This is a genomic window from Streptomyces sp. NPDC107528 (genome assembly GCF_055639295.1).
On the sequence record NZ_JBVKAV010000014.1, the window covers coordinates 1 to 15,102 of the forward strand.

General features: G+C 65.5%; 28 protein-coding genes and 1 pseudogene. All 29 read right to left on the minus strand.

The features are described from left to right. Window positions 1-261: pseudogene (locus ACZ7L5_RS36970) on the minus strand (DNA-directed RNA polymerase subunit alpha); the annotation flags it as partial. A gap of 131 nt (window positions 262-392) precedes the next feature. Further along, window positions 393-797 carry a 30S ribosomal protein S11 gene (gene rpsK, locus ACZ7L5_RS36975; protein ID WP_017949643.1) on the minus strand — a complete coding sequence of 135 codons (405 nt, stop codon included), beginning with the start codon at window positions 795-797 and terminating at the stop codon, window positions 393-395. Window positions 798-867: 70 nt separating this feature from the next. Beyond that, complete coding sequence (gene rpsM / locus ACZ7L5_RS36980; protein WP_037680379.1) at window positions 868-1,248, minus strand: 30S ribosomal protein S13; 381 nt, start codon at window positions 1,246-1,248, stop codon at window positions 868-870. 196 nt (window positions 1,249-1,444) lie between these two features. After that, window positions 1,445-1,558 carry a 50S ribosomal protein L36 gene (rpmJ, locus tag ACZ7L5_RS36985; RefSeq protein ID WP_003998809.1) on the minus strand — a complete coding sequence of 38 codons (114 nt, stop codon included), beginning with the start codon at window positions 1,556-1,558 and terminating at the stop codon, window positions 1,445-1,447. A 58-nt stretch (window positions 1,559-1,616) separates the two neighbouring features. Then, complete coding sequence (gene infA / locus ACZ7L5_RS36990; protein WP_003948620.1) at window positions 1,617-1,838, minus strand: translation initiation factor IF-1; 222 nt, start codon at window positions 1,836-1,838, stop codon at window positions 1,617-1,619. A gap of 183 nt (window positions 1,839-2,021) precedes the next feature. Further along, complete coding sequence (gene map, locus ACZ7L5_RS36995) at window positions 2,022-2,858, minus strand: type I methionyl aminopeptidase (RefSeq protein WP_406198486.1); 837 nt, start codon at window positions 2,856-2,858, stop codon at window positions 2,022-2,024. 137 nt (window positions 2,859-2,995) lie between these two features. Next, a complete protein-coding gene (locus ACZ7L5_RS37000) occupies window positions 2,996-3,658 on the minus strand; it encodes an adenylate kinase (protein WP_328879901.1) in 663 nt (220 codons plus the stop codon). Beyond that, the gene (gene secY, locus ACZ7L5_RS37005) at window positions 3,658-4,971 is read right to left on the minus strand and encodes a preprotein translocase subunit SecY (protein ID WP_328879902.1); all 1,314 of its coding nucleotides are present in this window, start codon (window positions 4,969-4,971) and stop codon (window positions 3,658-3,660) included. The genes ACZ7L5_RS37000 and secY overlap by 1 nt, the downstream gene beginning before the upstream one ends. Window positions 4,972-5,216: 245 nt before the next feature. Continuing rightward, window positions 5,217-5,672, minus strand: coding sequence for a 50S ribosomal protein L15 (gene rplO, locus ACZ7L5_RS37010; protein ID WP_328879903.1), 456 nt, complete (start codon window positions 5,670-5,672; stop codon window positions 5,217-5,219). Window positions 5,673-5,674: 2 nt separating this feature from the next. Then, on the minus strand, window positions 5,675-5,854 hold the full coding sequence (gene rpmD / locus ACZ7L5_RS37015; RefSeq protein ID WP_052580766.1) for a 50S ribosomal protein L30: 180 nt from the start codon (window positions 5,852-5,854) through the stop codon (window positions 5,675-5,677). 2 nt (window positions 5,855-5,856) lie between these two features. Beyond that, window positions 5,857-6,462, minus strand: a complete 606-nt coding sequence (gene rpsE / locus ACZ7L5_RS37020; protein ID WP_007494753.1) for a 30S ribosomal protein S5 — start codon at window positions 6,460-6,462, stop codon at window positions 5,857-5,859. Between the two features lie 41 nt (window positions 6,463-6,503). Next, entirely contained in the window at window positions 6,504-6,887 is a 384-nt protein-coding gene (gene rplR, locus ACZ7L5_RS37025; protein ID WP_328424604.1) for a 50S ribosomal protein L18, read from the minus strand. Window positions 6,888-6,890: 3 nt separating this feature from the next. Continuing rightward, complete coding sequence (gene rplF, locus ACZ7L5_RS37030) at window positions 6,891-7,430, minus strand: 50S ribosomal protein L6 (RefSeq protein ID WP_328424606.1); 540 nt, start codon at window positions 7,428-7,430, stop codon at window positions 6,891-6,893. 24 nt (window positions 7,431-7,454) lie between these two features. After that, the gene (gene rpsH / locus ACZ7L5_RS37035; protein WP_007384075.1) at window positions 7,455-7,853 is read right to left on the minus strand and encodes a 30S ribosomal protein S8; all 399 of its coding nucleotides are present in this window, start codon (window positions 7,851-7,853) and stop codon (window positions 7,455-7,457) included. 213 nt (window positions 7,854-8,066) lie between these two features. After that, on the minus strand, window positions 8,067-8,252 hold the full coding sequence (locus ACZ7L5_RS37040; RefSeq protein ID WP_003948630.1) for a type Z 30S ribosomal protein S14: 186 nt from the start codon (window positions 8,250-8,252) through the stop codon (window positions 8,067-8,069). Window positions 8,253-8,257: 5 nt separating this feature from the next. Beyond that, entirely contained in the window at window positions 8,258-8,815 is a 558-nt protein-coding gene (gene rplE / locus ACZ7L5_RS37045; RefSeq protein WP_030967305.1) for a 50S ribosomal protein L5, read from the minus strand. Beyond that, window positions 8,815-9,138: a 50S ribosomal protein L24 gene (rplX, locus tag ACZ7L5_RS37050; RefSeq protein ID WP_007494760.1), complete on the minus strand. Its 324-nt coding sequence runs from the start codon at window positions 9,136-9,138 to the stop codon at window positions 8,815-8,817. The genes rplE and rplX overlap by 1 nt, the downstream gene beginning before the upstream one ends. A gap of 2 nt (window positions 9,139-9,140) precedes the next feature. After that, window positions 9,141-9,509: a 50S ribosomal protein L14 gene (rplN, locus tag ACZ7L5_RS37055; RefSeq protein WP_003998823.1), complete on the minus strand. Its 369-nt coding sequence runs from the start codon at window positions 9,507-9,509 to the stop codon at window positions 9,141-9,143. A gap of 105 nt (window positions 9,510-9,614) precedes the next feature. Continuing rightward, window positions 9,615-9,902, minus strand: a complete 288-nt coding sequence (gene rpsQ, locus ACZ7L5_RS37060; RefSeq protein WP_053753927.1) for a 30S ribosomal protein S17 — start codon at window positions 9,900-9,902, stop codon at window positions 9,615-9,617. Beyond that, the gene (gene rpmC / locus ACZ7L5_RS37065; RefSeq protein WP_003998824.1) at window positions 9,902-10,126 is read right to left on the minus strand and encodes a 50S ribosomal protein L29; all 225 of its coding nucleotides are present in this window, start codon (window positions 10,124-10,126) and stop codon (window positions 9,902-9,904) included. The genes rpsQ and rpmC overlap by 1 nt, the downstream gene beginning before the upstream one ends. Further along, window positions 10,126-10,545, minus strand: coding sequence for a 50S ribosomal protein L16 (rplP, locus tag ACZ7L5_RS37070; protein ID WP_004927269.1), 420 nt, complete (start codon window positions 10,543-10,545; stop codon window positions 10,126-10,128). The genes rpmC and rplP overlap by 1 nt, the downstream gene beginning before the upstream one ends. Before the next feature lie 5 nt (window positions 10,546-10,550). After that, window positions 10,551-11,372, minus strand: coding sequence for a 30S ribosomal protein S3 (rpsC, locus tag ACZ7L5_RS37075; protein ID WP_037680401.1), 822 nt, complete (start codon window positions 11,370-11,372; stop codon window positions 10,551-10,553). After that, the gene (gene rplV, locus ACZ7L5_RS37080) at window positions 11,372-11,719 is read right to left on the minus strand and encodes a 50S ribosomal protein L22 (RefSeq protein WP_026290933.1); all 348 of its coding nucleotides are present in this window, start codon (window positions 11,717-11,719) and stop codon (window positions 11,372-11,374) included. The genes rpsC and rplV overlap by 1 nt, the downstream gene beginning before the upstream one ends. A gap of 44 nt (window positions 11,720-11,763) precedes the next feature. After that, complete coding sequence (gene rpsS, locus ACZ7L5_RS37085) at window positions 11,764-12,045, minus strand: 30S ribosomal protein S19 (RefSeq protein WP_147995160.1); 282 nt, start codon at window positions 12,043-12,045, stop codon at window positions 11,764-11,766. Window positions 12,046-12,057: 12 nt separating this feature from the next. Next, window positions 12,058-12,894: a 50S ribosomal protein L2 gene (gene rplB, locus ACZ7L5_RS37090; protein WP_062706768.1), complete on the minus strand. Its 837-nt coding sequence runs from the start codon at window positions 12,892-12,894 to the stop codon at window positions 12,058-12,060. Window positions 12,895-12,934: 40 nt separating this feature from the next. Continuing rightward, on the minus strand, window positions 12,935-13,354 hold the full coding sequence (gene rplW, locus ACZ7L5_RS37095) for a 50S ribosomal protein L23 (protein ID WP_328879905.1): 420 nt from the start codon (window positions 13,352-13,354) through the stop codon (window positions 12,935-12,937). Then, window positions 13,354-14,010 carry a 50S ribosomal protein L4 gene (gene rplD, locus ACZ7L5_RS37100; RefSeq protein WP_328879906.1) on the minus strand — a complete coding sequence of 219 codons (657 nt, stop codon included), beginning with the start codon at window positions 14,008-14,010 and terminating at the stop codon, window positions 13,354-13,356. The genes rplW and rplD overlap by 1 nt, the downstream gene beginning before the upstream one ends. An 8-nt stretch (window positions 14,011-14,018) precedes the next feature. Next, window positions 14,019-14,663 carry a 50S ribosomal protein L3 gene (rplC, locus tag ACZ7L5_RS37105; protein WP_328424620.1) on the minus strand — a complete coding sequence of 215 codons (645 nt, stop codon included), beginning with the start codon at window positions 14,661-14,663 and terminating at the stop codon, window positions 14,019-14,021. A 17-nt stretch (window positions 14,664-14,680) separates the two neighbouring features. Continuing rightward, a complete protein-coding gene (gene rpsJ, locus ACZ7L5_RS37110) occupies window positions 14,681-14,989 on the minus strand; it encodes a 30S ribosomal protein S10 (protein ID WP_003948644.1) in 309 nt (102 codons plus the stop codon). Between the last annotated feature and the right edge of the window lie 113 nt (window positions 14,990-15,102).

A 15,102-nucleotide genomic window follows, 5' to 3' on the forward strand; every position in this document is an offset into this window, starting at 1 on the left:
CGAGGAGACGACCAGCTGCTTGATGTTGAGGATCAGGTCGGTGACGTCCTCCTTGACGCCCGGCACGGTGGTGAACTCGTGCAGGACACCGTCGATACGGATGGACGTGACCGCCGCACCCGGGATCGAGGACAGGAGCGTACGACGCAGGGAGTTGCCGAGGGTGTAACCGAAGCCCGGCTCCAGCGGCTCGATCACGAACCGGGAGCGGAACTCGTCAACGACCTCTTCGGTCAACGAGGGACGCTGAGCAATCAGCATGTTGCGATCCTTCAGTCAGGGGCGCCCGCTATTTGACGCCCTGATGTGTGACAAGGGTACGGGCGATATGACTCCGAAGAGCCATACCGCCCGAAACCTCAAACCAAGCAGCCGTGCACCCGACCCGAGGGTCAGACGCGGCGGCGCTTCGGCGGGCGGCAGCCGTTGTGCGGGGTCGGGGTGACGTCCTGGATGGAGCCGACCTCGAGGCCCGTGGCCTGCAGGGAGCGGATCGCGGTCTCACGACCGGAGCCCGGGCCCTTGACGAACACGTCGACCTTGCGCATGCCGTGCTCCTGGGCGCGGCGGGCAGCCGACTCGGCAGCCATCTGCGCGGCGAACGGCGTGGACTTCCGGGAGCCCTTGAAGCCGACGTGGCCGGCGGAGGCCCAGGAGATCACGTTGCCCGACGGGTCCGTGATGGAGACGATCGTGTTGTTGAACGTGCTCTTGATGTGCGCGTGGCCGTGAGCGACGTTCTTCTTTTCCTTGCGGCGCACCTTCTTGACGGCGCCCTGACGTCCCTTGGGGGGCATCTGTTAACTCCTACGGGGAGGTGGTCGGTCCTACAGCGAAGACCGCTGATGAAGCGTTGTCCGCTGAGGACTACTTCTTGCCCGGCTTCTTCTTGCCGGCGATGGCGCGACGCGGGCCCTTGCGGGTGCGGGCGTTGGTGCTGGTGCGCTGACCGCGGACCGGCAGGCCACGGCGGTGACGCAGACCCTGGTAGCAGCCGATCTCGACCTTGCGGCGGATGTCGGCCTGGATCTCGCGACGGAGGTCACCCTCGGTCTTGATGTTGTTGTCGACGTACTCGCGGATCGCGACGAGCTGCTCTTCGCTCAGGTCACGAACACGGGTGTTCGGGTCGATGCCCGTCTCCGCCAGCGTCAGCTGCGAAAGGGTCCGGCCGATGCCGAACACGTAGGTGAGGGCGACCTCCACGCGCTTTTCGCGCGGGATGTCAACACCGGAAACGCGTGCCATTCAATGGCTCCTGGTGATCTTCGGAGGTCTTCCGCAGAACCGAATCCCAGCCGCCGTACCAGGTACGAACTGGGTCCCCGGCCTCCGAACCGGGGGTGTCAGGCGAAAGCTCGCCTGGGTTCTGCGTATGAACATATTCAGCTCGCGTCGCGCGAATCTCTGCGATGTCGTTGCAGAGGGAGTGGACGATCGTGCGTCAGCCCTGGCGCTGCTTGTGGCGCGGGTTCTCGCAGATGACCATGACCCGACCGTGACGGCGGATCACCCTGCACTTGTCGCAGATCTTCTTGACGCTCGGCTTGACCTTCATTGGTGAGGTTCTCCGGGTCAGTGCCATCGCCTCGGGAAGCCCGGGGCGCGGGCAAGATCTACTTGTAGCGGTAGACGATCCGGCCACGCGTCAGGTCGTACGGAGACAACTCCACCACGACCCGGTCGTCAGGGAGGATGCGGATGTAGTGCATGCGCATCTTGCCGCTGATGTGTGCCAGGACCTGGTGGCCGTTCTGGAGCTCGACCTTGAACATGGCGTTCGGCAGAGACTCGACGACAGTGCCCTCGATCTCGATGGCACCTTGCTTCTTGGCCACGCTTCGCCCTTCGGAATCGACTACCTTGATCGACCCTTGGACTTTTCCCTTACGGGCGCATGCAGACATGCGGGTGCACAAGAGCCGACGAGTCAGTCTACGTCAGCGCACCCGGAAAGACGAATCGGGGAAGTCTGCCCCGGACGGCAGATCATTAAGCGCCGGGGAGGTACGGCGGGACACTCAGGCCGACGGATCCGGCGCGGTGACAATCCCGTACTCGGCCAGCTTCGCCTTGCCGCCGTCCGGAGAGGTGAGCACCAGCGGCCCCGCCTCGGTCAGCGCAACCGAGTGCTCCCAGTGCGACGACCAGGTGCCGTCGGTGGTGATCACGGTCCAGTCGTCCGACAGGACCTCCGTCTTCGGGGTGCCCAGCGAGACCATCGGCTCGATCGCGAGGCAGAAGCCCGGGACCAGCTTCGGCCCCTTCCCCCGCCGCCGCTCGACGTAGTTCAGCAGGTGCGGGTCCATGTGCATCTCGGTGCCGATGCCGTGGCCGCCGTAGTCCTCGATGATCCCGTAGCGCCCGCCGCCCGGCTTGGGCTGCCGGCGGATGTACGTCTCGATGGCACGGGAGACGTCGACGAGACGGTTGCCCTGCTTCATGGCCGCGATGCCGGCCCACATCGACTCCTCGGTCACCCGGGAGAGCTCGACCAGCTCCGGAGCGTGACCGGAGCCCACGAAGGCGGTGTAGGCGGCGTCGCCGTGCCAGCCGTCGATGATCGCGCCGCAGTCGATGGAGATGATGTCGCCGTCCTTGAGGACGACGTCCTCGGACGGGATGCCGTGGACGACGACGTCGTTCACGGAGGTGCAGATGGTCGCAGGGAAGCCGCCGTAGCCGAGGAAGTTCGACTTGGCGCCGTGCTCCGCGAGGACCTTGCGGGCGACCTCGTCCAGATCCTTGGTGCTGGCCCCGGGAACCGCGGCCTCACGCGTGGCCGCGTGAATGGCGGCGACGACCAGCCCCGCCTCACGCATCTTGGCGATCTGCTCGGGGCTCTTGATCTGCACCATGGGGACGGGGGCCTTCCTGGACTGAATAGAGGGGACTGCTTCAACCATAAGGGCGGAGGCTGCGCACCCCACCCCACGCAGCAGCCGCGGCCCCCTCACAGGGAACCGCGGCATGAGCTACGTACGAGCCAAGAACGCTACTTGCCGTCCCCGTCACGCTGAAGCGCCTCCATGGCGCGCGCCGTGACGTCTTCGACCTTGCCGAGCGCGGAGATGGTGACCACCAGCCCCTGCGTCTTGTAGTAGTCGATGATCGGCTCGGTCTGCGTGTGGTAGACCTCGAGGCGCTTGCGGACCGTCTCCTCCGAGTCGTCGTCCCGCTGGTACAGCTCGCCGCCGCAGACGTCGCAGACGCCTTCCTTCTTCGGCTGGCTGTACGTCACGTGGAAGACGTGGCTGGAGTCCTTGCGGCAGATCCGCCGCCCGGCGATCCGCTTGACGACCTCTTCCTCGGGGACTTCGAGGTCCAGGACGGCGTCCAGCTTCATGCTCTCGGACTGGAGCATCTCGTCGAGCGCCTCGGCCTGGGACACATTGCGCGGGAAGCCGTCCAGCAGGAAGCCACCCTCGGCGTCCGGCTTCTCCATGCGGTCCTTGGCCATCCCGATGGTGACCTCGTCCGGCACCAGGTTGCCCGCGTCCATGTAGGACTTCGCGAGCTTCCCGAGCTCCGTCTGCTGGCTGATGTTGGCGCGGAACAGGTCGCCCGTGGAGATGTGCGGGATCGACAGGTTCTTGGCGAGGAACGCAGCCTGCGTTCCCTTACCGGCGCCCGGCGGCCCGACGAGGACGATACGCATCAGCGGAGGAACCCTTCGTAATTGCGCTGCTGGAGCTGGCTCTCGATCTGCTTCACCGTTTCGAGACCGACACCCACGATGATCAGGATGCTGGTCCCGCCGAACGGGAAGTTCTGGTTTGCCCCGAAACCAGCCAACGCCATCGTCGGCACGAGAGCGATCAGGCCCAAGTACAGCGAGCCCGGCCAAGTGATCCGGTTGAGTACGTACGAAAGGTACTCAGCGGTCGGTCGGCCAGCCCGGATGCCCGGGATGAAGCCACCATACTTCTTCATGTTGTCCGCGACTTCCTCGGGGTTGAACGAGATGGCCACGTAGAAGAACGCGAAGAAAATGATCAGGAAGAAGTACAGCGTGATGTGCAGCGGAGCGTCCGTCAGCGCGAGGTTCTGCTCGATCCAGGTCTTCCAGCCGGCGTTTCCGCCGGCGAACTGGGCGATCAGCGCCGGGATGTAGAGCAGCGACGAGGCAAAGATCACAGGGATGATGCCCGCCTGGTTGACCTTCAGCGGAATGTACGTCGAAGTACCGCCGTAGGACCGGCGGCCGATCATGCGCTTCGCGTACTGGACGGGGATTCGGCGCTGAGCCTGCTCGACGAAGACCACCAGGCCGATCATGACGAGACCGACCGCGACCACGGTGCCGAACTCGATCCAGCCGTCGGCCAGGGAGCCCTGCTTCTTGATGGCCCACAGCGCGGACGGGAAGGTCGCGGCGATCGAGATGAACATCAGGATCGACATGCCGTTGCCGATGCCGCGGTCGGTGATCAGCTCACCGAGCCACATGACCATGGCCGTACCGGCGGTCATGGTGATGACCATCACGACGGTGGTGAAGATCGAGCGGTCCGGCACGATCTGGTTGGCGACCTGGCAGTTCTGGAAGAGCGCACCGCTGCGCGCGGTGGCCACCAGACCCGTGCCCTGCAGTACGGCGAGCGCCACCGTCAGGTAGCGGGTGTACTGCGTGATCTTCGCGGTACCGGCCTGGCCTTCCTTCTTCAAGGCTTCCAGGCGCGGGATCACGACGGTCAGCAGCTGCAGGATGATGCTCGCCGTGATGTACGGCATGATGCCGAGAGCGAAGATCGTGATCTGAAGCAGCGCGCCGCCACTGAACATGTTGACCAGACCGAAAAGGCCCTGGTTGGCGTCCGCCTGGTCGATGCAGACCTGTACGGCCCGGTAATCGACGCCGGGAATCGGAATGTGGGTACCGACCCGGAAGATCACGATGATGCCGAGCGTGAAGAGCAGCTTCTTGCGCAGGTCGGGCGTCTTGAACGCCCGGGCGAACGCGGTGAGCACGGTGCCTCCTGCGACCCCCGCGCTACTGCGTCAAGGGTGACGGTCTTGAGGTTCGACTAATAGGAACGACTTGGCTAACGGTCAACTGCCGCTCAGAGTGCCCCACAAGAAGCACTCCGTAAAAGTGGGCAGTGCAGGCCACCTTACCCGCGGGACCGCCCCCCTTGGAACGACCAACCGGGGATACCCCATTTGTGGGGTATCCCCGGTCGGGATCGCTCAAGTCATCGAGACGCCTGTTGGATTCAGACGAGCTCGGTGACGCTGCCGCCGGCGGCGGTGATCTTCTCCTTGGCGGAGCCGGAAACGGCGTCAACCGTCACCTGCAGCGCCACGGAGATCTCACCCTGGCCGAGGACCTTGACGAGGCTGTTCTTGCGAACAGCACCCTTCTCCACCAGGCCCTCGACCGTGACCTCGCCACCCTCGGGGTAGAGCGCGGCCAGCTTGTCGAGGTTCACGACCTGGAACTCGGTCTTGAACGGGTTCTTGAAGCCCTTCAGCTTCGGAAGACGCATGTGGAGGGGCATCTGCCCACCCTCGAAGCGCTCCGGAACCTGGTAGCGGGCCTTCGTGCCCTTGGTACCACGACCGGCCGTCTTACCCTTCGACGCCTCACCACGACCCACACGGGTCTTGGCGGTCTTGGCGCCGGGGGCGGGACGGAGGTTGTGGATCTTCAGCGGGTTGTTCTCCGCCATGATCAGACCTCCTCAACCGTCACGAGGTGGCGGACGGTGTGCACCATGCCGCGGAACTCGGGGCGGTCCTCCTTGACGACCTGCGTGTTGATCCCCTTGAGACCAAGGGAGCGCAGGGTGTCACGGTGGTTCTGCTTGCTGCCGATGTAGGACTTGACCTGCGTAATCTTGAGCTGCGCCATGATTACGCACCCGCCCCGGCACGCGCACGGAGAAGAGCCGCGGGGGCGACGTCCTCGAGCGGCAGACCACGGCGGGCCGCGACCTCCTCGGGACGCTGCAGGCCCTTCAGGGCCGCCACGGTCGCGTGCACGATGTTGATCGCGTTGTCGGAGCCGAGCGACTTCGACAGGATGTCGTGGATACCGGCGCACTCGAGCACGGCACGCACCGGACCACCGGCGATAACACCGGTACCGGGCGACGCGGGCTTGAGCAGCACGACGCCGGCAGCCTTCTCACCCTGGATCGGGTGCGGGATGGTGCCCTGGATACGGGGGACCTTGAAGAAGTGCTTCTTGGCCTCCTCAACACCCTTGGCGATGGCGGCCGGCACCTCCTTGGCCTTGCCGTAACCGACACCGACGGTGCCGTCACCATCGCCCACCACGACCAGCGCGGTGAAGCTGAAGCGACGACCACCCTTCACAACCTTGGCGACACGGTTGATCGCGACAACGCGCTCAACGTAAGCGGTCTTCTCGGCGGCAGCTGCGCCGCCGTCACGGCCCTTCCGGTCCCGCCGCTCGCCGCCACCGGCACCGCCACCGCGGCGCTGGGGTCCAGCCATTGGAATTACCTCTCTCTGTTTCCGCTAGCTACGGAAGCGGCTCAGAACTTGAGCCCGGCTTCGCGGGCGGCGTCCGCCAGGGCGGCAATGCGCCCGGCGTACTGGTTGCCACCACGGTCGAATACGACAGCCTCGACGCCGGCGGCCTTGGCGCGCTCGGCGACCAGGGCACCGACTTGCTTGGCCTGCGTGGACTTGTCGCCCTCGCCGCCGCGGATCGTGGTGTCCAGGGTGGACGCCGACGCCAGGGTGTGACCCTTGATGTCGTCGATCACCTGGGCCACGATGTGGCGGTTCGAGCGGGTAACGACCAGACGCGGACGCTCCGCCGTTCCGTTGATGTGCTTACGGATCCGGATGTGGCGGCGCTTGATCGCGGCGCGCTTGTAGGCGTCGCCCTTAAGGATCTTCTGTCCGTATGCCATGGCTTACTTACCCGCCTTTCCGACCTTGCGGCGGATGACTTCGCCCTCGTACTTGACGCCCTTGGCCTTGTACGGGTCGGGCTTGCGCAGCTTGCGGATGTTGGCCGCAACCTCGCCAACCTTCTGCTTGTCGATGCCCTCGACCGAGAAACGGGTCGGGTTCTCCACCTTGAAGGTGATGCCCTCGGGGGCCTCGACGGTGATCGAGTGGCTGTAGCCGAGCGCGAACTCGAGGTTCGATCCCTTGGCCGCAACGCGGTAACCGACACCGCTGATCTCGAGCTTCTTCACGTAACCCTGGGTCACGCCGGTGATCATGTTCGCCACCAGCGTGCGGGACAGGCCGTGCAGGGCCTTGTTCTGACGCTCGTCGTTCGGGCGGGTGACGTTCAGAACGCCGTCCTCATCCCTGACGATGTCGATCGGCGCGGCAACGGTGTGGGTCAGTTCGCCCTTGGGGCCCTTGACCGAAACCGTACGGCCGTCGATGGTGACGTCCACGCCGGCGGGAACCGTGATGGGGAGCTTGCCAATACGCGACATAGCTGTTTCCTCCGTTCCCTTCCGCTACCAGACGTAGGCGAGGACTTCTCCGCCTACGCCCTTCTTGCCGGCCTGCTTGTCGGTGAGGAGCCCGTGGGACGTGGAGATGATCGCCACGCCCAGGCCGCCGAGCACCTTCGGCAGGTTGGTGGACTTCGCGTACACCCGGAGACCGGGCTTGGAGATCCGCTTGATGCCCGCGATGGAGCGCTCACGGTTCGGGCCGAACTTCAGCTCGAGAACGAGGTTCTTGCCGACCTCGGCGTCCTCGACCTTCCAGCCCGTGATGAAGCCCTCCTGCTGGAGGATCTCCGCGATGTGAGACTTGATCTTCGATGCCGGCATCGTCACGGAGTCGTGGTATGCCGAGTTCGCGTTCCGCAGACGCGTAAGCATGTCTGCGATCGGATCAGTCATGGTCATGAATTGGCCTTCGGCCTCTCTCGCCGGGGTTTCCTGGTGCGCCATCCCTCTCCCCGATCCGAGACGGGACGGGTGCGGCGCGGTGGACCTACGGCGTAGTAAGTCGTACGGGCGACCGTCAGGCGCCCAACCCTCCAAGCCTAAGCCATGGAAGGGAGGGCGCCTGACACGCCCAGTGCTTACCGAGAGCCCTTGGAATCCCTAAATGGGGGATTACCAGGAGCTCTTGGTCACGCCCGGCAGCTCGCCACGGTGAGCCATCTCACGAAGGCACACGCGGCACAGGCCGAACTTGCGGTACACGGAGTGGGGACGGCCACAACGCTGGCAGCGCGTGTAGCCACGCACGCCGAACTTGGGCTTGCGAGCAGCCTTCGCGATCAGAGCCTTCTTCGCCATCTCGCTCACGCCTCCTTGAAGGGGAAGCCGAGGTGACGAAGGAGCGCGCGGCCCTCAGCGTCGTTGGTCGCCGTGGTCACCACGGTGATGTCCATACCCCGGGTGCGGTCGATCTTGTCCTGGTCGATCTCGTGGAACATGACCTGCTCGGTGAGACCGAAGGTGTAGTTGCCACGGCCGTCGAACTGCTTGGGGGACAGACCACGGAAGTCGCGGATGCGCGGGAGCGCGAGCGACAGGGTGCGGTCCAGGAACTCCCACATGCGGTCGCCACGGAGCGTGACGTGGGCACCGATCGGCTGGCCCTCACGCAGCTTGAACTGCGCGATGGACTTGCGGGCCTTGGTGACGGCCGGCTTCTGACCGGTGATCGTGGTGAGGTCGCGGATGGCGCCCTCGATCAGCTTGGAGTCGCGGGCGGCGTCGCCCACACCCATGTTGACCACGATCTTGACGAGGCCGGGGATCTGCATGACGTTCTCGTACTTGAACTCGTCACGCAGCTTGCCCGCGATCTCCTCGCGGTACTTCAGCTTCAGACGCGGGCTGGTGGTGGTCGTCATCAGATGTCCTCACCCGTCCGCTTGGCAACGCGGATCTTGTTGCCTTCGTCGTCGAAGCGGTAACCGACACGCGTGACGACCTTGTTGCCGTCCTTCTCAACGACCAGCTGGACGTTGGAGACGTGGACAGGCGCCTCGGTCGTGACGATGCCGCCGGCCTGCGAACCCTTGGCGGTCGGGCCGGCCTTGGTGTGCTTCTTGACCCGGTTGACACCCTCGACCAGGACACGCTCGTCGCGCGGGTAAGCGGCAATGACCTTGCCCTGCTTGCCCTTGTCCTTACCGGTGATGACCTGGACCAGGTCGCCCTTCTTGATCTTCATGCTTACAGCACCTCCGGCGCGAGCGAGATGATCTTCATGAACTTCTTCTCGCGCAGCTCACGGCCGACGGGGCCGAAGATACGGGTGCCGCGAGGGTCGCCGTCGTTCTTCAGAATGACGGCGGCGTTCTCGTCGAAGCGGATGTACGAGCCGTCCGGACGGCGGCGCTCCTTGACGGTGCGAACGATGACCGCCTTGACGACGTCACCCTTCTTCACGTTGCCACCGGGGATCGCGTCCTTGACGGTGGCGACGATGACGTCACCGATGCCCGCGTAGCGGCGACCGGAGCCACCGAGCACACGGATGCAAAGGATCTCCTTCGCACCAGTGTTGTCGGCGACACGCAGTCGCGACTCCTGCTGGATCACGTCTATCTCCTGTTTGTCTGCCGGTTCCCGGCAGGGGCCGCTTCATGAAGAGGCGAGCCCCTGCCGAGCCTGGCGGAACTGACCTGCGGGTTTGCCCGCAGGAAATTACTTGGCCTTCTCGAGGATCTCGACGATGCGCCAGCGCTTGGTCGCCGACAGCGGACGCGTCTCCATCAGGAGGACGCGGTCGCCGACGCCGGCAGCGTTCTGCTCGTCGTGCGCCTTGAGCTTGTTCGTACGGCGGATGACCTTGCCGTACAGCGCGTGCTTGACGCGGTCCTCGACGGCGACGACGACGGTCTTGTCCATCTTGTCGCTGACGACGAGACCCTCACGGGTCTTGCGGAAGCCGCGGGCCTCTGCAGTCTGCTCAGTCACGTTGCTCTCACTCATCAGGCGCTCTCCACCGTCTCGATGCCCAGCTCGCGCTCACGCATCAGGGTGTAGATCCGCGCGATGTCCTTACGGACGGCCTTGAGCCGACCGTGGTTCTCGAGCTGACCGGTCGCCGCCTGGAAGCGGAGGTTGAACAGCTCTTCCTTGGCTTCGCGAAGCTTCGCCAGAAGCTCCTCGTCACCCAGCTCGCGCAGCTCGGACGCCTTGGTACCGGCCGACATCACGCTTCACCTGCCTCGCGCTTGACGATCCGGCACTTCATCGGCAGCTTGTGGGCTGCGCGAGTCAGGGCCTCACGGGCGATCTTCTCGTTGGGGTAGGACAGCTCGAACATGACCCGGCCCGGGTGCACGTTCGCGATCCACCACTCCGGCGAACCCTTACCGGAACCCATGCGGGTCTCGGCAGGCTTCTTCGTGAGCGGGCGGTCCGGGTAAATGTTGATCCAGACCTTGCCGCCACGCTTGATGTGGCGGGTCATGGCGATACGGGCCGCCTCGATCTGGCGGTTGGTCACGTACGCCGGCGTGAGGGCCTGGATGCCGTACTCGCCGAACGCGACCGTCGTACCGCCCTTGGCCTGACCACGGCGCTTCGGGTGGTGCTGCTTGCGGTGCTTGACCCTACGGGGGATCAGCATGTCGGTCAGGCCTCCGTTCCGGTGCTCTCAGCCGGAGCGGCGGGGGCCTCGGCCTTGGGGGCCTCGGCGCCGGCAGCCTGCTGCGGCTTACGACCGCGCCGCTCGCCACCGCGGCCACCACGGGCCGGGCGGTCGGAGCCGCCACCGCGGGCCGGGCGGTTACCCGCACGGGCGGCAGCGTTCTCGGCGCGGACCTCGGCGATGTTCTTGACGTCGCCCTTGTAGATCCAGACCTTCACACCGATGCGGCCGAAGGTCGTCTTGGCCTCGAAGAAGCCGTAGTCCACGTTCGCGCGGAGCGTGTGCAGGGGCACACGGCCCTCGCGGTAGAACTCCGAGCGGGACATCTCGGCGCCGCCGAGACGGCCACCGCACTGGATCTTGATGCCCTTGGCGCCGGCCTTCATCGTGCCCTGCATGCTCTTACGCATGGCGCGACGGAAGGAGACGCGGGAGGAGAGCTGCTCGGCAACGGCCTGGGCAACCAGCTGAGCGTCGGTCTCGGGGCTCTTGACCTCGAGGATGTTCAGCTGGACCTGCTTGCCCGTGAGCTTCTCGAGGTCACCGCGGATGCGGTCGGCCTCGGCGCCACGGCGGCCGATGACGATGCCCGGACGAGCGGTGTGGATGTCCACCCGCACGCGGTCACGGGTGCGCTCGATCTCAACCTTCGAGATACCGGCGCGCTCCATGCCGGACGTCATCATCCGACGGATGGCGACGTCTTCCTTGACGTAGTCCTTGTACAGCTTGTCGGCGTACCACCGGGACTTGAAGTCCGTGGTGACACCGAGCCGGAACCCATGCGGGTTAACCTTCTGGCCCATTACCGGGTTCCTTCCTTGCTGCTGACGACCACGGTGATGTGGCTGGTCCGCTTGCGGATCCGGTAGGCACGGCCCTGGGCGCGCGGCCGGAACCGCTTCAGGGTCGGGCCCTCGTCGACGTACGCCTCGCTGATCACCAGCGAGGAGGCGTCCGGGTGGTCGTAGTTGTGCGCGGCGTTGGCAATGGCGCTGTCGAGCACCTTGCCGACCGGCACGGAGGCTGCCTGCGGAGCGAATCGCAGAACAGCCTGAGCCTCCGTGGCGTCCATGCCACGGATAAGGTCCACCACGCGGCGGGCCTTCATGGGCGTAACGCGGATGTACCGCGCCTGGGCCCTGGCTTCCATGGTTGTCCCTCTCAGTTACTTACGTGTCTGAATGCGATCCGCTACTAGCGGCGCTTCGACTTCCGGTCGTCCTTGACGTGACCCCGGAAGGTGCGCGTCGGCGAGAACTCGCCGAGCTTGTGGCCGACCATCGACTCGGTGACGAACACCGGGATGTGGGTCTTGCCGTTGTGCACCGCGAGCGTGTGGCCGAGCATGGCCGGCACGATCATGGAGCGACGGGACCAGGTCTTGATGACGTTCTTGGTGCCTGCTTCGTTCTGCGTTTCCACCTTCTTGATCAGGTGGTCGTCGACGAAGGGCCCCTTCTTGAGACTGCGCGGCATCTAAACCCGCTCCTAGCGCTTCTTGTTCGTCTTGCGGCGGCGGACGATGTACTTGTTGCTCGCCTTCTTGGGAGCACGAGTACGACCTTCCTTCTGACCCCAGGGGCTGACCGGGTGGCGACCACCGGAGGTCTTGCCCTCACCACCACCGTGGGGGTGGTCAACCGGGTTCATCGCCACACCGCGAACGGTCGGGCGAACGCCCAGCCAGCGCTTACGGCCGGCCTTACCCCAGTTGATGTTGCTCTGCTCGGCGTTGCCGACCTCGCCGACCGTGGCGCGGCAGCGCACGTCGACCAGGCGGATCTCACCGGAAGGCATGCGGAGGTGGGCCATCGAGCCCTCCTTCGCGAGCAGCTGCACGGAGGCACCGGCGGAGCGGGCGAACTTGGCGCCGCCACCGGGACGGAGCTCGATCGCGTGGATCGTGGTACCGACCGGGATGTTGCGGAGCGCCAGGTTGTTGCCCGGCTTGATGTCGGCCCCAGGACCGTTCTCGACGCGGTCACCCTGCTGCAGGTTGCGCGGGGCGAGGATGTAGCGCTTCTCGCCGTCGGCGTAGTGCAGCAGCGCGATGCGCGCGGTGCGGTTGGGGTCGTACTCGATGTGCGCGACCTTCGCCGGCACGCCGTCCTTGTCGTGACGACGGAAGTCGATCACGCGGTAGGCGCGCTTGTGGCCACCACCCTGGTGGCGGACGGTCACACGACCGGAGTTGTTACGGCCACCCTTGCTGTGCAGGGGGCGGACCAACGACTTCTCCGGCGTGGACCGCGTGACCTCGACGAAGTCGGCGACGCTGGAGCCACGACGGCCCGGCGTAGTCGGCTTGTACTTGCGGATTCCCATTTCTCAGTCCTCGTCCGATATCGGACGATCCGGACCGCCCTCAGGCGGTCGGACCGCCGAAGATGTCGATACGGTCGCCCTCAGCGAGGGTCACGATCGCGCGCTTGGTGCCGGCACGCTGGCCGAAGCCCGTGCGGGTCCGCTTGCGCTTGCCCTGGCGGTTGATCGTGTTGACCCCGGTGACCTTGACCTCGAAGACCGTCTCGACGGCCTGCTTGATCTGGGTCTTGTTGCTGCCCGGGGCGACGACGAACGTGTACTTGTTCTCGTCGAGGAGCGCGTAGCTCTTCTCGGACACGACCGGCTTGATCAGGATGTCACGGAGGTCCGTGAACGCCTTGCTCGCCGGCGTGACGACGGTGTTCTTGCCCTCGGCGGCGTGGCGACGCGCCTTCTTGACGCGCGCCTCCTTGGCCTTCTTCGCGGCCTTCGAGGCAATAGCGGGGTGACGGATGGCCATCAGACCTCGCTCCCTTCGGTGTCATTGGCCTTCGGGCCGGACACGAAGGACTCGAAGGCGGCCTGGGTGAAGACCACGTCGTCCGAGACGAGAACGTCGTACGTGTTCAGCTGGCCCGGCTCCAGGATGTGGACCTGGGGCAGGTTGCGGGCGGACAGCCACGCGGCCTCGTCGGCGCGCTCGACGACCAGGAGCAGGTTCTTGCGCTCCGAGATCTTGCCGAACAGCGACTTGGCGGCCTTCGTGGACGGGTTCTCGCCCTCGATGACGCCGGAGACGACGTGGATGCGGTTGTTGCGGGCCCGGTCGGTGAGGGCGTGGCGCAGGGCCGCGGCCTTCATCTTCTTCGGGGTCCGCTGCGAGTAGTCACGCGGCACGGGACCGTGCACGACGCCACCACCGGCGAACTGCGGCGCGCGGGTCGAACCCTGACGGGCGCGACCGGTGCCCTTCTGGCGGTAAGGCTTCTTGCCACCACCACGGACTTCACCGCGGGTCTTGGTCTTGTGCGTGCCCTGACGGGCAGCGGCCAGCTGCGCGACGACGACCTGGTGGAGCAGCGGAACGCTGATCTTCTCTACGTCGAAGATCTCCGCAGGGAGCTCGACGGAACCGGCCTTGTCGCCCGCCGGCGAAAGGATGTCAACAGTGCTCATCGGTTACCTCAGGCCCCCTTGGCCGCAGTGCGGACCAGGACGAGGCCGCCGTTCGGACCGGGAACCGCGCCCTTGATGAGCAGCAGACCCTTCTCCGCGTCAACGGCGTGGACGGTCAGGTTCTGGGTGGTGACCCGCTCGTTGCCCATACGACCCGCCATGCGGAGGCCCTTGAACACACGGCCCGGGGTGGCGCAGCCACCGATGGAACCGGGAGAGCGGTGCTTGCGCTGGGTGCCGTGTCCGGCGCCGAGGCCCTTGAAGTTGTGACGCTTCATGACACCGGCGAAGCCCTTGCCCTTGCTCTTGCCGGTCACGTCCACCTTGACGCCGGCCTCGAAGACCTCCGCGGAGATCTCCTGACCCAGCGTGTACTCGGAGGCGTCCGCGGTGCGGATCTCGACGAGGTGGCGGCGGGGAGTGACGTCGGCCTTGGCGAAGTGACCCTTGAGGGGCTTGTTCACCTTGCGCGGGTCGATCTCGCCGAAGGCGATCTGGACCGACTCGTAGCCGTCGGCGTCGTTCGTACGGACCTGGGTGACGACGTTGGGGCCGGCCTTGACGACGGTGACCGGAACAACACGGTTGTTCGCGTCCCACACCTGCGTCATGCCGAGCTTCTCGCCCAGGATGCCCTTGATCTGCTTAGCCATTCTCAGATCACCGGCCCTCAGAGCTTGATCTCGATGTCGACACCGGCCGGGAGGTCGAGTCGCATCAGAGAGTCAACGGTCTTGGGAGTCGGGTCGAGGATGTCGATCAGGCGCTTGTGCGTGCGCATCTCGAAGTGCTCGCGCGAGTCCTTGTACTTGTGCGGCGACTTGATGACGCAGTACACGTTCTTCTCAGTGGGCAGCGGCACCGGGCCCGCGACCGACGCACCAGTGCGGGTCACCGTCTCGACGATCTTCTTCGCCGAGGAGTCGATGACCTCGTGGTCGTAGGCCTTGAGCCGGATGCGGATCTTCTGTCCCGCCATGGCTACTCAGTAGTCCTGTCTCTCTTACGCTCTGGAACCCGGTGTTCCCTTGACCTCCTCCGACCCACGCGGTCGGGCGTGTCGCGCTCCCGCTGACACAGATGCCCCTTGAT